The sequence below is a fragment of the Paraglaciecola psychrophila 170 genome, from assembly GCF_000347635.1.
GTDB lineage: Bacteria > Pseudomonadota > Gammaproteobacteria > Enterobacterales > Alteromonadaceae > Paraglaciecola > Paraglaciecola psychrophila.
This window is the reverse complement of record NC_020514.1, coordinates 2425079-2439963: the sequence shown is the minus strand read 5'-3', so window position 1 is coordinate 2439963 and position 14885 is coordinate 2425079. Positions and strand designations below refer to the sequence as shown.

Sequence of the window (14885 nt, the reverse complement as noted above, 5' to 3'; positions counted from 1 at the left end):
CGATGAAACTAAGTTATCAATTAACTAGGGGCAGAACAACGTCATTCATGGCCCCCCAAGGATCCCTCTGTGGAAATAATCTTTTTGTTTTATGTGTTGACTGCTTTTTTGTATCGTTTTCGTATAGAATCCGCGTCGTAATTTTTATTGATTAAATATTTTCTTTGTTTAACGTTTATTTGACGACACCTTCCCATTCTTTTCAAAATGACCCACTAAAATGACACAAATATAATGAATGATAAAACTATAGTAACTCACAACGGTAATTTTCATGCTGATGACGTTTTCAGTGTTGCTGCCCTTAAAAGCATTTTTTCTTCTTTTACACTCATTCGCACACGTGATTTAGAGATTATCGCTAAAGCCGATATTGTGATTGATGTAGGCGGCGAATACGACCCAGAAAACGGTCGCTTTGATCATCATCAACGCGGTGGTGCTGGAGAGCGCGACAATGGTATTCCCTACTCATCATTGGGTTTAATTTGGCAAAAGTATGGTCTAGAAATTTGCAATGGTAATCAAGACGTAGCCAATGCACTTGATGCAGGTCTAGTATCAACCATTGATGCCATTGATTGTGGTCATGTCAAAGGTGTGTCTGAAGGAATTAGTCTTAGCCAAACGATTTCAATGTTCAACCCAACTTGGCAAGAAGATAGTCATTTTGATACCTGCTTTGATGAAGCGGTTGATTTTGCATCCCGCGTCTTAACGCGTTTCATTGCTGCTGCTAATGGGGGCATTAGTGCAAAAACAATTGTAGCTACAGCGATTGAAAATGCACAAGATCCAAGAGTGATCGTACTAGAAAAATATACACCGTGGAAAAGAACGGTGCACGCCCTATCTGACAAGGCTTTATATATGATTTACCCATCGCAGACTGGCCAATGGAGAATTCAAACAGTACCTGTTGAACCAGGTTCATTCGAAGACAGGAGACCACTACCCAAAGAATGGGCTGGCCTATCCGATAAGGCGCTGCAAGATGTGACGGGGATTGATGACGCAATGTTTTGTCATAATGGCTTATTTATCGCCGGTTCAGAATCATTTGAAAGCACCATGAAAATGGCAGCAATGGCACTTCAAGAGTAGTTACGTTTAAGAGGCAGAGAACAACATGTATTGACTTAACGTTGTTCCTGCCCCTGATGAGTTAGTCTAAAGCCAGTGACACTTCATTAAAGAACATTTACCTTAATACAACCATCGGTACTTTGCTTCTCTCAAGCATTTTCAAGGTGTTACTGCCTAAAAAGAATTGTCTCAGTCTGGAGTGTCCAAAAGCCCCCATCACAACAAGCCCTATGTTATGTGTCTCTTTATATTTCATTAGCGACTCATGTATATTGCCTTCAATGAAAGATACGGTGACATTGAAGCCTTTCTCTTCTAGTTTTTGTTGGGCTGTTGCTAACTTATCTTTCTGATTTGATTCGTTATTTTTCACAGAAACAAGGTGACAGTGCAAACCATGCAATAATCCACCGTCGATAACCCGTTGTAACGCTTTTTCGGCGGTTGCTCTTCCATCATAGGCAATCATAAACGAGACAGGTATTTTAAATGTATCCGGAATAACCATCACCGGATGAGCAGCCTTGCGTAATAATGTCTCTATATTAGAGCCCAACGCATTGAAGTTACCATCATGCCCCTTGCCACTGCGGCCAATGACGATTAGTCGGGTTTGACCTTCAATATCATCTATCGAATCGACCAAGTCGCCATGCCTTTGTAATGATTCAATCTCCTCAACACCTGCTGCTTCTGCTTGGTGAGTAACATATTCGAGTAACTTTTTACCTAACTGCAGTGCAACTTTACTTCGCTGCTCATCTAACTTGGTCATTTCTTCTAACAAGGCAGAACGCGCACCTAAGCCAATAGCCCCGGTGTAGTCATCCGCACCATGCTGCTGCTCTTTCTCTAATGTATGTAAAAAAAGAATCGGCTTACTGAGTTTGTTTGAAGCCCAGACCGCAGCTTCGGTTACAGCGGAAGTCATGGCAGAGCCGTCTACGCAGGTAATTATTTTTGTCATCATCATTATCTCCTTAATGTCCGTCCAACAGTTTTTTAACTTCTTCAGGGTCATTGTGCACCCCAAATTTATCTACCACTGTTGCTGTTGCCTCGTTCATACCTACGATTGTGACAGTTGCTCCCTCACGTCGGAATTTGATCACCACCTTGTCTAGTGAAGATACGGCGGTGATATCCCAAAAATGGGCATGGGTAAGATCAATAACAACGGTTTCTACCGCTTCTTTGAAATCAAATGCTTTGGTAAATTGCTCCGCGGAAGCAAAAAACACCTGTCCGATAACCTCGTAAGTTCGCACATTATCAACCTCATTGAAGTGAGGTTTCACCATCATGAGTCGGCCAATTTTATTGGAGAAGAATAATGTGGCTAACAGTACCCCAATAAGCACACCAAATGCCAAATTATGCGTTGCCACAACCACCACTACAGTGCTCACCATGACAATACTTGATGACAAGGGGTGGCTACGCAAGTCTGTAATAGAAGACCAAGAAAACGTACCTATAGAGACCATTATCATCACTGCAACTAATGCGGCCATCGGTATTTGACTTACCCAATCGTCAAGAAATACCACCATAATGATCAGCACTGTACCAGCAACAAAGGTAGACAGCCTGCCTCTACCACCAGATTTGACGTTGATAATTGACTGTCCAATCATTGCACAGCCAGCCATACCACCAAACAGTCCGGCACCAATATTAGCAATTCCCTGTCCTTTACATTCTTTGTTACCGTCACTGGTAGTATCTGTTAGTTCATCAACTATGGTCGCCGTCATCATAGATTCAAGCAAACCCACTACCGCAAGTCCTGCGGAGTAAGGCAAAATAATCAATAGCGTTTCCAGGTTCAGTGGTACATCTGGCCACAAAAATATCGGCAGGGTATCGGGTAATTCACCCATATCCCCTACGGTTCTAATGTTCAGGTCTAGAGAGATTGCAACAATGGTTAAAGCAACAATGCATAGCAGTGGTGAGGGGATCACTTTTCCAATAGTAGGGATATACGGAAAAAGATAAATAATACCAAGACCCGCAGCAGTCATCGCGTAAACATGCCAGGTAACATCGGTTAATTCAGGTAACTGTGCCATAAAAATCAAAATGGCCAGCGCATTAACAAACCCTGTTACCACAGAGCGCGAAACAAAACGCATCAGACTTCCCAGTTTAAGGTACCCCGCACAAATTTGTAATACACCTGTCAGTAAGGTTGCAGCTAGCAAATATTCCAGCCCGTGATCTTTGACCAGCGTTACCATTAATAAGGCCATGGCACCGGTTGCCGCAGAAATCATCCCCGGACGACCGCCAACAAAGGCAATAATCACCGCAATACAAAATGAAGAGTACAGACCCACTTTAGGATCAACACCTGCAATAATGGAAAAGGCAATGGCTTCAGGTATCAGGGCTAACGCCACAACAATACCAGCAAGCACATCACCACGAATATTAGAGAGCCAGTCTCTTTTCATGTGTTCGAGCATGTTAATAACCTAATTTTAGAATTCTGTTTAAGAAAAAAGAATATGAATATTTCAAAGTAGCAAATTACGCGAGTAATGCGTTAAATGGTGCATCTAATGATGGCGTTGCCTAAGCGGTAAAACTGTTAACAGCAACTTCCTTGGTTTAAATTTAAGGTCAATAATAGCGCTTTTGTAATTTTGTTACAAATATAGATAAGGTGCAGAAACGATAAACTGTTTATGCTGAGAATCGTCAAATTTTTTATATTGTAAAAAATGAGACTTTGATGGTTGTTTCATTTCGTTAAATTCATACAGAAATTGAGCCGACCGTCACCTTGGATATCAACACGCAAAAAATAAAATAACAAACTTGCCTCACAAATGTTTTAACTAGCCGCATCTAAAATTTCTGTTTTTGGCGACTGACAAAGACTATTTTTTACATAAGACAGCCGTTGTAATTTAATCAAATATTTAGACAACATTTACAATGCATACCTCGTCAGTGCCTTTGATAATGCCTTTTAATTGAGCTGATCAAAATGATTTATCAGTTGTGGGTATTTTATTCTGATGTGTTACGGCAACAATGTTATAAAGATAACAAGTCATCAAAAAGCGATAGTTATATATGAGTTTTTCTTCGTTAGCATTAGATAAGTCCCTAACTGATGCAATCAAGGCATTAGGATACGAGATCCCAACACCGATACAACAACAAGCAATTCCCGCCATCCTGGATGGTAAAGATATTATGGCAGGCGCCCAAACAGGAACCGGAAAAACGGCTGCTTTTGCTTTACCCATCCTGCAACAACTTATTAAATACGCTGATGCTCTGAGGCCAATCCGTGCACTAGTGCTAACACCCACAAGAGAACTTGCGCAGCAGGTGTATAAAAATTTTGTGGGTTATGCCGAAAATACTCAATTAAAGGTTGCAGTAGCGTATGGCGGTGTCAGTATTAATCCACAAATATCTGCACTTGAGAGAGGCGTAGATATATTGATCGCAACACCTGGACGATTGTTGGATCTTATTGCGAAGGGAAATGTCGATTTAAGCCAGCTTCAGACCATTGTATTTGATGAAGCCGATCGCATGTTAGACATGGGGTTTAAAGATGAAATTGACCAAATCCTAAGTCGACTACCAAACAAACGACAGACCTTATTGTTCTCTGCAACTTTTGATGACGCTATATTTAAATTAAGTAAAACCTTACTTAATAACCCTGTACTCATCGAAGTCAGTGAGCGCAATACAGCAGCCGCACAAGTAGAACAACTGGTATATACAGTTGACAATGATCGCAAACGAGAGCTCACATCTTTTCTTATCGGCTCAAAAAACTGGCATCAAGTCTTAATTTTTACTCGTACTAAACAAATGGCGGATGACCTAGCCAAAGAAATGTGTAAAGACGGTATTCAAACCCAATCTATTCACGGTGATAAATCACAAGGAGCCAGAGAAAGAGTATTAGCAGAATTTAAACAGGGTAAAACCAGAGCCTTAGTGGCAACAGATGTAGCAGCACGAGGAATTGATATCATTGATTTGAAATACGTGATCAATTACGAGTTACCCTATGTTGCCGAAGATTATATTCACCGCATTGGCAGGACTGGTCGAGCCGGAAATGCCGGATTAGCCATTTCGCTGATGAGCCCAAATGAAGAATGGTTACTAGAGGCCGTTGAAAAAGTACTCGACAGTGTATTGTTACAACAATGGCTACCAGGTTATGAACCTGACTTGACTAAACAAAACCAACCAGCCAAAAGAAGCAGTAAAGGTAAACAAAAACAACACGCTAGAAACAAAGCACTTGGCCACAAGTCACCTAAAAAACGTAGGTAATGTTTATAATACCAGAGTCAACACGGCCGTTTTCACTCAGATAAACGTGTCTGATATGCATGTGTAATCATTTTTTTTGTGGGCTTTGGGTCGTGATTGTAGATAGAGTTAATTTAACGTTTATTAACTCTAATTTTTTCTCGCAAAATCCCCATAAAGTGACGTTTATCATCTTGATTCACATCCCTTCGAACAATGACACTTCAGCATAAATCGGCATGCTTACACCATTAATGTCACCTAATCAGCCCGTTAAATGCCCCTAAATTCAATAAAATAAAAGCCTCTTGCGAAGATAAGAAATGAGGTCCATTCTTAAATACTCTGACACAGACAGTGAAGTTTGGTTAACAAGGCATGCCTGTAATACTCATCTTGTTTTAGCGTATCCAAAGCTATCCACACAATTAAATACTTTTGAAGTCGTCTGTTATATTAGTCATCAGCAATGATGATTGAGTTTCAACCCAAGACCTGAACATTCAAAAAGGAGAGATATCATGGCGTTTGGTGAAAAAAACATACAACGAGGAAATAAAGGGGCGGATGTAACAGAGCTGCAACTTAAGTTAAGCGGATTTCGTGGAACAGTTTGGGATGGTGATTTTGGACCCGGCAGTGAGCTTCAAGTGATGGCCTTTCAACGTGAGGTCATGAAAACAACCACACCTTCAGGTGTTTTTGATGCAAACAGTTTCGATGCATTGAGTGAATTTGAAATAAACTATCCTGTATATTTCGCCTCTATTCGATGTCCCTGTGGACAATGCGATGGATTTGGACAGGGCCGATTTAAAAATAAATATAGAACCGGCAAACCTAAAATTGAAGCTTATCATCGCCGTGAATATCCAGGAGTACACAAAGCCATACTCTACGCATTTCGGGCAGCATGCTTTCACCTGAAAAACCATGACTTCCCTCCACCCATCCTCACTAGCGGCTATCGTTGCTGGATATATAATGAAATGAGAGGTCGGCGTTCAACCAACCATATGGGCAAAGCAATCGATATGGATTTTCCGGCACAGCCCAAAGAAGACAAACGAGATGACGGTGAACGCTGTGACAAGGCAAGAAGTTTACTGGTTGATAAAGCGGGATTTCAAATCGGCTGGCATGGAAACAACAAAAAAGCCCTCGAGCCAGCTAGTATAGCACCCACATGGATCCATATGGACGTGCGCAGTTATAGCCCAAAATACCTCACTGATACGTTTTTCGTGTCCAACGAAGAGCAATTACAATGACAAGTATTTAAATAATATACACGCTGACTTTTTGGGTGACTTGTTTAGGTTGAGCGCTCTAATTTCTTATGTTTCTATAGCAAGACTAAATAATTCCATCTTGTTTATATAGCGATTTAATATCCTGAAATGCTGTTTAAGCAAGGATAAATATTTACTCTTACTACTGGATGTCATAAAAATGGGATTTCTTCCTAATATTCATTCTATTCTTAAACGCAATATTAGCCTCACAGAGATGGGCCTAAGAAGCAGTCTGCGCCTTACACAAACGATGGCTAAAGTGACGCCTTATGCAATCCGTTGGGGCCTAAAACGTAAACTTCCTCCTGCAAATGAAGTAAGAGAGTTATTTGAAGCACTCGGAACAACCTATATTAAGTTTGGTCAATTTATTGCTAGTTCACCTTCCATCTTTCCAAAGGAATATGTAGAGGAATTTGAACAACTTCTAGATCAAACAAAGCCTATCCCTTTTAGTACAATCAAAAAAATCGTTTTCGAAGATCTAAAGCAACCCATAAACCGAGTTTTTAGCCATATAGAGCAACAACCTTTGGCTTCAGCCTCTATCGCGCAAGTCCATGCAGCGACTTTGGTGACCGGAGAAAACGTGGTGCTAAAAGTTCAAAAGCCTGGCGTGCAGGCAATTATTACTGCTGATTTAAATACGGTTTACGTGTTAGTTCGTTTATTAGAATTTATGCTGCCCAACACCGATCGTGATGCATTAACGGGCATTGTGTCCGAGATGTATCAAGCCATGATAGACGAGTGTGATTTCGTTAAAGAAGCACAGCATATTAAAGTCTTTAGAAACTTTCTCGATACTTCAAACATTAACACCGTGGTGGCACCTAAGGTCTATGAGAGAGCATCGGGTCTTCGTGTATTAACAATGGAGCGTTTTTATGGATGTGCATTAACAGACGAAGACGCAAGTGAAAAATCTCAAGGTGATCCAGCCAAAGCGTTGTTCGAAGCTCTGAATGTTTGGTTTGCTAGTTTAATGAAGTGTGAGATTTTTCATGCTGATCTACACAGTGGCAACATGATGTTGTTTGAAGATGGTCGAGTCGGGTTTATTGACTTTGGTATGGTGGGCCGTGTAAGTCCTGAAACTTGGCAAGCCATGTTCAGTTTGTTTAAAGGCTTGAGTGAACAAGACTATGCACTAGTTGCTGACGCCATGTTAGCGGTGGGAATGACCCGCAAAAACATAGATAAACAGCAATTATCTCGTGACATAGAACACGTTTTTCTCTCAATGAACAATATTAGCAATGAAGACTTAATGGCTAACGATGGCTTAAACGTAACCCCCGCGGTGAATGATGTCATCAACACATTGGGCGAAGTAGCGAGAAATTACGGTATTCGGTTTCCCCGTTCGTTCACCTTATTATTAAAACAGTTTTTATATTTCGACCGCTACATTCAAATACTCGATCCTGATGCGAACCTATTTGATGACGAACGAATTACTATAGACTTCTAACACTAACAGCCGTGTATGGCCTTTTAAACATCAGCACTGCAATCTTGGCAAACCAGTCCCAAATTTTAGAATATTTTAGGTTAGGTCTGAGTGGATTTAGATATCATTAATAGACAACTTACGACTATACCAACCAACGTGAAATGACTCTAAGTAGATTTATTCTAAGGGGAATTTTAGTAATATGTCTAACCTGTAAGCAGAAATGACTTATCTGCAATAATTGAAAAACTTGCGACCTTCTCTACCTGCGGTATTCGGGTTTATTTTATGTTTATGTTTGATATCTTTCCAATTATCAACCAATTTCCCTATATTTAAGTGGGGGAAATGCCCTTCACCTGAATGCGCTAAATTCAAAAAATCCAATAACTGAGACAAACTCTCCGGTTGATTAATCTCAATATTCAGTAAGCAATCCTGCCCATTAAAATAATCAATCACCCCTTGTTCGTGGCGCTGGTAACACATTGTGAGATGCGATTCTTCTAGTGGGCTCTCAACACTATTAAAATCAAAAGTCTGGTTAAAACTTCGCTTTAATATTGGATTTACGTAAGTGTGGCTATTGAGACTGGGTAACATCTTATTCAGCAACATTTGTATTGAGGGTAACCACTGCTCAAGGTGACGTTGTAAGTAGACAAACTTAGAATTTGGAAATAGCTCATCAAGCTGCTGGTAGTCACTAAAACAGGGGCAGTCAGAGATTACATCGGCCAACTCAAAGGCACGCTTTGTATAACCAGTATGAGAAACCCTAAAGTGTTCAAGCAAAGCAACACTGATGCTAGTAGTGCCTGTTCTTGGTAAACCTATAATAAAGAGTTTGTTCATGCTGTCTCATATAAAAAGCAGTAATAAAAAAGTTTTCTCAAAAAACTCATCATCATAAATATTGGAGTCAACACCTATAATACATAAATCAGCTTCTCTGACTTATAAAATCTTCAACGATTAATTGAACAAAGGATTTAAAAATCCTTCTTGTGAGGTAATGAAGGATAAATTCCAGACTATGGACAATTTTGTTGGGAGATTTTTGGCTTACTGTATTTAGGAATCTGCACTACAGGTTCAACTCTAAGTAACATATAAATCAACATAAACAACAAAAATAGTTAAGTAGGAGACCCTTAAAAGATTGTTTGCTAATCTAAATTAAATTCGGCAAGTGCGCTAAAGCAATGAATAGTCTGGCGCTAACAGAAACGCCGATAAACCTGATTAGCAGAGGTATTAGATGTCTATAATTGAACAAAGTGAACATATCAATACTCCAGCCACTGAACTACGTTCGAAAGGGCGAGCGGTAAAACCCAAAGACGCAGCAACGCTTATTATTGTTAGACGCGACAACAAACATCCCAAAATTCTTATGGGTAAACGCGCTGCCAGTCATAAGTTTATGCCGAACAAGTTTGTTTTCCCAGGAGGCAAAGTTGACGCAGGAGATAGTCGTATTCGGCCACCTAAAGATCTTCATCCTAGCGTGCTGAAACGCCTCATGAAGGGATGTTCAGAAACTCGCGCCAGATCTCTTGCAATGGCTGTCATTCGTGAAACGTTCGAAGAAACTGGATTGGTCCTCGGTGAGTCCGATAGCGTCACGATAAAGTCCCGTTCACCGCAGTGGGACGCGTTTTTACAGCACGGTATTAATCCTCGTCTGGATACACTTAATGTCATCGCCAGAGCCATTACCCCACCATATCGAAACCGCCGCTTCGACACTCGATTTTTTATGGTTGAAGCAGACCTTATTCAAGGAGGTGTTCACGCTGCACCAATGGGGTCTGGTGAATTATTAGAACTGCATTGGGTCTCGGTCAAAGAAGCCGAAAAACTCGAATTGCCAATTATCACGCGAATGATACTCAAAGAAGTTGAACAGCGCTTAGTTAACCCTCACTCGCCCGATGCTGAGGGACCTTTTATTCACTTCCGTAATGGTAAACCTATCATAGACACAATTTAACACGGGAAAATTAGGAATTAATAGCAGGGCATTATCTGGCCAGTCATATTAACTCTGTTCTTAAATATGCGAGATCATAGTTAATTTAAACATCAATGGCCCTGAAAGCTTCGAACTGTCTGCATATTTTATTGCGAGCCCCATTTAGAACATGTGCGTTGCCTTAATCCTAGGTAGAATAGATGAGGACTTACTCACTTTCTATATTTACCTATTTGGGCTGTTTAATGGATTCGATTTTACTGATCATTTTTATCTCACTGGCCATTGCCACTGTGTTAAACATTATACTGAAAAAGCTTTCAGTATCGCACATTATTGGATACATCATCACTGGCACTATTATTAGTAACTTGTTTGATTTTAATGGTGGAGAAAATTTAAATTCGTTAGATTTAATTGGTGAATTCGGGATTGTCTTTCTGATGTTTACTATTGGTTTAGAATTGTCTTTTAGCAAACTCAAAAAGATGAAAGAAATCGTATTTTTTAACGGATTAGTACAAGTCCTTGGAAGTGCATTAGTTATTTTTTTGGTGGCGCACTATGTATTTTTACAAGATATTACAGCTTCTGCGATTATTGCCTTAGCCTTCAGTTTGTCTTCTACCGCCATTGTCTTAAGTTACTTAAAAAAATCAAAAGATGTACTCACTCCTTACGGCGAGAAATCGGTGGCGATATTAATCTTTCAAGATTTGGCTGTCATACCTATTTTGTTACTGATCAGCTTTTTAGCCAATGACCAACTGTCTATAGGCGATGTATTGCTGAACACGCTGTTATCAGCTACTTTAGTGATTGTGTTCATGTTTACTCTGGGTAAAAAGCTTATCGAGTGGATGTTGCATTTTTCCACCAATGCCAAGTTAGAAGAATTATTTTTAGGCTCAGTGTTAAGCATCGTCATTGGTGCATCTTTGCTGGCTCATGAAATGGGGTTCACCTATTCATTAGGCGCATTTATTGCCGGTATGATCATTGCCGAAACCCACTACCATGTGAAAGTTGAGTCAGACATATCTTCCTATAAAGATGTACTTCTCGGCGCATTCTTTTTTTCTATCGGCACTAAAATCGATATCGTTTATTTTTACCAGCAGTTCTTTTGGGTAGTCGCCGTATTAGCGCTCACTATGTTGTTAAAAGCATTCATTATTTTTGTGTTAATTCGTAGAAAATCAAATAAAAATGATTCAGTTAAATCTGCTATTGCCTTATGCCAAGTAGGAGAATTCTCGTTTGCCATATTCTCATTGGCATTGACCAAGGGTCTGGTGTCGGCAGAATTAGGCAGCTTTTTGATACTGGTCACTGTGTTATCCATGATAGTCACCCCCTTCATGGTGAATAATATTTATACGCTTGCTTCTTATTTTGGCAAAGAATTTTTTGAATCCGATAAGATTGCACCGATTAATATCAGTCAGCATACGGTGATTTGTGGTTTTGCTATTGCAGGCCGACTTGTAGCAAAAAAATTATCTGAAAAAGGCATCAGTTTTGTGATTATTTCTGACAACTTACAGCATGTTTTACTAGCCAGAGAACGGGGATTTCTGGCTTATTTTGGACACTTAGACAAGAGGCCAGTACTAGAATCATTAAAAGTAGAGCAAGCTGCAAGTGTCATTGTTACAGTGGATAGCTTATTGAATAAAAAAATCATTTGCCAAGCCGTATTAAATTACGACCCATCGGCTCAGGTGGTAGTAAAAATATCCAGCTTAGCCGAGAAACAATCTCTGCACGGTATTGGTATAACGGATTTTGTACATGCCTACCAAGAAACCGCCCGGCTGTTAGTTAAAAGTAGCTTGGCTCACCGCAGGGCCAAGGGTCCGATACGTGAAAGTGAATAACCTAGCTTTGCTTTAGGCAGTATTGCTCGTGGACAAAGTTGGTATCGTTTTTTTAGCCTATTCCCCAGAGTGTATTTTAAATTTTTCTTGAAATAGTATTTTAAAAGAACCTGCCCCCGCAGCTATAAATGCTAGTGATATTGTTCATGTCATAATCCCACCCTAACAAATGACAGCAGTTATAGGAAAATGGCCTATTGGCTCTGACTTTAACAGAGTCTACTTATATCAAAAAGTTAGGACTTCACTTTGCCGTTATCTTGGATGTCCATGTGAATTTTGTTGGATCTCCATGTAAATTAGGGCAAAAAGCAGTGATACATAGTTAAATTGACTCTGACCTCAGATACTTCAATCACGAGGCCTTGCCAAATTTTATAAATCCAACTCAGTATAAACAATAGATTGGTCACCATTTTGATGTGGCACCGCTTTTTTGCCTCGATATGTATATAGTTCCCTAAATGTGAACGGAAGGCCTGGATAAATTGAAGCTATAAGAATTTTTGTTGGTTTTTCCTCAGAGAAATTAAGTATCAGTTGTGTTTCAGCGCAGGATACGCCTCGACAATGATATTGGTAATAGCCTCCCGCTCTCTTCTCACCTTTATATTCAAGGGAGTCGCTGTTTGTTTCAATCGATTGCAAACTCGAATCAATCGGCACATAAATAACGAGGTCGCTTAAGTTTTTAGCGAATGCCGATAAGTTTAACTGCACTTTCTTAGCGTATTCGTTGCTGGCAAGTTCACGGATTTCAGCTATTGCTGGCTCAAACAGTTCTGAATCCACTTTAGTGCTGTGGTATATCCAAGCCGACCAAGGGAAGATCGTCGTCAATTCACCTTCACCTGACAGAGCACTCAGTAGTTCATCTGACGGTTGATTCCGCTGATGCCCCTTGAGAATAAAAACTTCTCCCTTAGGATTTTGCAAATATTGCAAATTAAGGTGCTGGGGCATCCATTCTGTATATGTGGCCTGTAAGCTCGTCCAGCCAACTCCGCATAACATCAGAACTGAGACACTATAAAGCAGTTTTTTGAAACCATCAGCAGCACTCGAATTCATGGTTAAAACTGGTAGCAAAGAGATCACAACAAATCCCAATACCATGCCCACCGCCTCGCTCATCTGATATCCGATCATTATTTCTAACACATACGCGATAGGCATAAAACTAATCGCACAAATACATGCGCTAATGATCAAAACTAAGGTGTGTATTGTAACTTTTGATTGTTCAGGGAGATCAGCTCCAATCAACCAAACGAGTATAAATAAGCTAGCGACACCTGCAATAGCTGGGAGGATAAACAGAAAACTGATACCGGGCATCAAAATACTGCTGATTACACTGAGTAATGTCCAAAATACAGAGACCGCGAGCAACATATTGATTGAGCTAGCACCGCGAGCAAACATACGGCCAATGAAAAGGCCAAAAAGCGCCACTCCCGACCATAGGGCTAATTGCATGGGTAGTTGATTGCTGTACCAAGGATAATTACTGCCACTAATGGTTTGAGTAATGAGTTTAATCCCCATAGCAACAAGAACGGAAACCACCAATATAATCACAGTCGACAATAAGCCTAAGAGCACTTGTTTAGTGCTTAAGTGCTGCTGCTTTGACAACAACGCGATTACAAACATCAGTAATAAAACCAGTATACCTGACACAGCTACACTGGTGGATTCACTCCAGCTAATGACGAACAATCCCATCACATCGGTGTAAACCAAATTACCTTTTTCAACTTCTCCCAAGTCGACATTTTTAATGTTACTTAACACACCCCAAACGTTATTACCGTGATGTTGCAAGCTTCCGCGATCAAGATTTTCAAGGTTGTCTAAGGGAGTATGGTAGTGAGGTAAACGTTCTGCATGTGCAAAGTTTAGTCCCTGTAAGCCATGATCTTTAAAAATAGTAAGATCGGTATCATTAGGAAGAAACCTATACACTTCATAAAATAGCGAACTACTTAAAGGTGCTTTTGCAGTCTGAGCATAATGTTTAACCAACCAGCCACTGTCTTCGCCGGTTTCGAACAATACACTTTTACCCGAGCTGCCGCGCGCCTCAACATTTAAAGCAAGTTGTAGCTTTTTTGCTAAAGGATGTTGTTCCATAAAAGCTTTTGCACCAAACAGACCAAACTCTTCACCTTCATTAAATAACAATATGATGGAGTTTCGCGGTTGCTCAACGAGTGATAACAGCCGTGCAGTTTCAAGTAAGGTGCCAACCGCAGCACCTGCATCACTTCCACCAGGGCCAGCGCCTACGGAATCGTAATGGGCAGAAAGCAGAATACCTTTACCCTCTTCACGCCCTTCAATATGAACAATAATATTTCTTACCCGCGTGCAACGTGCAAAACCTCTCTCGAAGTCACGACAAATTTCACTGTCCTGAATTTCTTCCTGATATCCCATACCTCTAAGTAAGCTAACTAAACGTTGCTCAACCACTCGATTGGCAAGACTATCAACCGGATGAGGTATTTGTTCAAAGGTCAATTGTTGCAACATATTGAACGCTCGCTCACTGGAAAATAAAGATTCTGGTGCGGCGGTAGAAAGAGGAGTGATACTAGATAATTGAGACTTTATAAAGGATGCTATAAAGACAAATAGGACCAACAAAATAAGCAGTGGTTTTAATGTTGTCGTTGGTAGGCTCTGTTGCATTTTGTCCCTAGCTTTTTTTAATTTAAATAAAATTATAAATAACAGTAACTTATTACTTTAAAGCAAACCACTTGATTTGTTTATTATGGGGAGCGTACCTTGGCTGATCATTAAGTGATTTCTCTACTTTTTTAATTGGGTGTCATCTTTAGCCCTAAGCTACCAGGCTGCCCAACATGTAAACACGCATAATA

The 14885-nt window shown here is 40.2% G+C and carries 10 protein-coding genes; 6 read left to right on the top strand and 4 right to left on the bottom strand.

What is annotated here, in order from left to right; genetic code table 11:
* The first annotated feature begins 234 nt into the window (after window positions 1-234).
* Window positions 235-1104 (top strand): MYG1 family protein, encoded by an 870-nt coding sequence (locus tag C427_RS10670; protein ID WP_007637348.1) that lies wholly within the window; start codon window positions 235-237, stop codon window positions 1102-1104.
* A gap of 97 nt (window positions 1105-1201) precedes the next feature.
* On the opposite strand, the gene C427_RS10665 is transcribed toward C427_RS10670, so the two are convergent.
* Window positions 1202-2053, bottom strand: a complete 852-nt coding sequence (locus tag C427_RS10665; RefSeq protein WP_041250494.1) for a universal stress protein — start codon at window positions 2051-2053, stop codon at window positions 1202-1204.
* Window positions 2054-2066: 13 nt separating this feature from the next.
* Window positions 2067-3557: a SulP family inorganic anion transporter gene (locus C427_RS10660; protein ID WP_007637344.1), complete on the bottom strand. Its 1491-nt coding sequence runs from the start codon at window positions 3555-3557 to the stop codon at window positions 2067-2069.
* 616 nt (window positions 3558-4173) lie between these two features.
* On the opposite strand from C427_RS10660, the gene C427_RS10655 reads away from it, so the two are divergent.
* The 3 genes from C427_RS10655 to C427_RS10645 all read left to right on the top strand — a co-directional run bounded on the left by C427_RS10655 (window position 4174) and on the right by C427_RS10645 (window position 8154).
* Entirely contained in the window at window positions 4174-5406 is a 1233-nt protein-coding gene (locus tag C427_RS10655; protein ID WP_007637328.1) for a DEAD/DEAH box helicase, read from the top strand.
* 500 nt (window positions 5407-5906) lie between these two features.
* Window positions 5907-6656, top strand: a complete 750-nt coding sequence (locus C427_RS10650; protein WP_007637326.1) for a peptidoglycan-binding domain-containing protein — start codon at window positions 5907-5909, stop codon at window positions 6654-6656.
* Between the two features lie 181 nt (window positions 6657-6837).
* A complete protein-coding gene (locus C427_RS10645) occupies window positions 6838-8154 on the top strand; it encodes an ABC1 kinase family protein (protein ID WP_007637325.1) in 1317 nt (438 codons plus the stop codon).
* Between the two features lie 210 nt (window positions 8155-8364).
* Here the strand turns inward: C427_RS10645 and C427_RS10640 are convergent, their stop codons facing one another.
* Window positions 8365-8991, bottom strand: a complete 627-nt coding sequence (locus C427_RS10640) for a sulfotransferase (RefSeq protein WP_007637324.1) — start codon at window positions 8989-8991, stop codon at window positions 8365-8367.
* A 406-nt stretch (window positions 8992-9397) separates the two neighbouring features.
* Between C427_RS10640 and C427_RS10635 the strand changes: the two genes are divergently transcribed.
* Both C427_RS10635 and C427_RS10630 read left to right on the top strand, forming a co-directional pair.
* Complete coding sequence (locus C427_RS10635) at window positions 9398-10132, top strand: NUDIX hydrolase (RefSeq protein WP_007637323.1); 735 nt, start codon at window positions 9398-9400, stop codon at window positions 10130-10132.
* A 227-nt stretch (window positions 10133-10359) separates the two neighbouring features.
* Window positions 10360-11994, top strand: a complete 1635-nt coding sequence (locus C427_RS10630; protein ID WP_007637322.1) for a cation:proton antiporter domain-containing protein — start codon at window positions 10360-10362, stop codon at window positions 11992-11994.
* Between the two features lie 375 nt (window positions 11995-12369).
* Here C427_RS10630 and C427_RS10625 read toward each other — a convergent pair whose 3' ends face one another.
* Window positions 12370-14691 (bottom strand): M28 family peptidase, encoded by a 2322-nt coding sequence (locus C427_RS10625; RefSeq protein WP_007637321.1) that lies wholly within the window; start codon window positions 14689-14691, stop codon window positions 12370-12372.
* Between the last annotated feature and the right edge of the window lie 194 nt (window positions 14692-14885).

What these genes read in the sequence shown, in the direction of transcription:
- C427_RS10670 (WP_007637348.1), top strand. Translation starts at nt 235, where the DNA reads ATGAATGATAAAACTATAGTAACTCACAACGGTAATTTTCATGCTGAT.
- C427_RS10665 (WP_041250494.1), bottom strand. Translation starts at nt 2,053, where the DNA reads ATGACAAAAATAATTACCTGCGTAGACGGCTCTGCCATGACTTCCGCT.
- C427_RS10660 (WP_007637344.1), bottom strand. Translation starts at nt 3,557, where the DNA reads ATGCTCGAACACATGAAAAGAGACTGGCTCTCTAATATTCGTGGTGAT.
- C427_RS10655 (WP_007637328.1), top strand. Translation starts at nt 4,174, where the DNA reads ATGAGTTTTTCTTCGTTAGCATTAGATAAGTCCCTAACTGATGCAATC.
- C427_RS10650 (WP_007637326.1), top strand. Translation starts at nt 5,907, where the DNA reads ATGGCGTTTGGTGAAAAAAACATACAACGAGGAAATAAAGGGGCGGAT.
- C427_RS10645 (WP_007637325.1), top strand. Translation starts at nt 6,838, where the DNA reads ATGGGATTTCTTCCTAATATTCATTCTATTCTTAAACGCAATATTAGC.
- C427_RS10640 (WP_007637324.1), bottom strand. Translation starts at nt 8,991, where the DNA reads ATGAACAAACTCTTTATTATAGGTTTACCAAGAACAGGCACTACTAGC.
- C427_RS10635 (WP_007637323.1), top strand. Translation starts at nt 9,398, where the DNA reads ATGTCTATAATTGAACAAAGTGAACATATCAATACTCCAGCCACTGAA.
- C427_RS10630 (WP_007637322.1), top strand. Translation starts at nt 10,360, where the DNA reads ATGGATTCGATTTTACTGATCATTTTTATCTCACTGGCCATTGCCACT.
- C427_RS10625 (WP_007637321.1), bottom strand. Translation starts at nt 14,691, where the DNA reads ATGCAACAGAGCCTACCAACGACAACATTAAAACCACTGCTTATTTTG.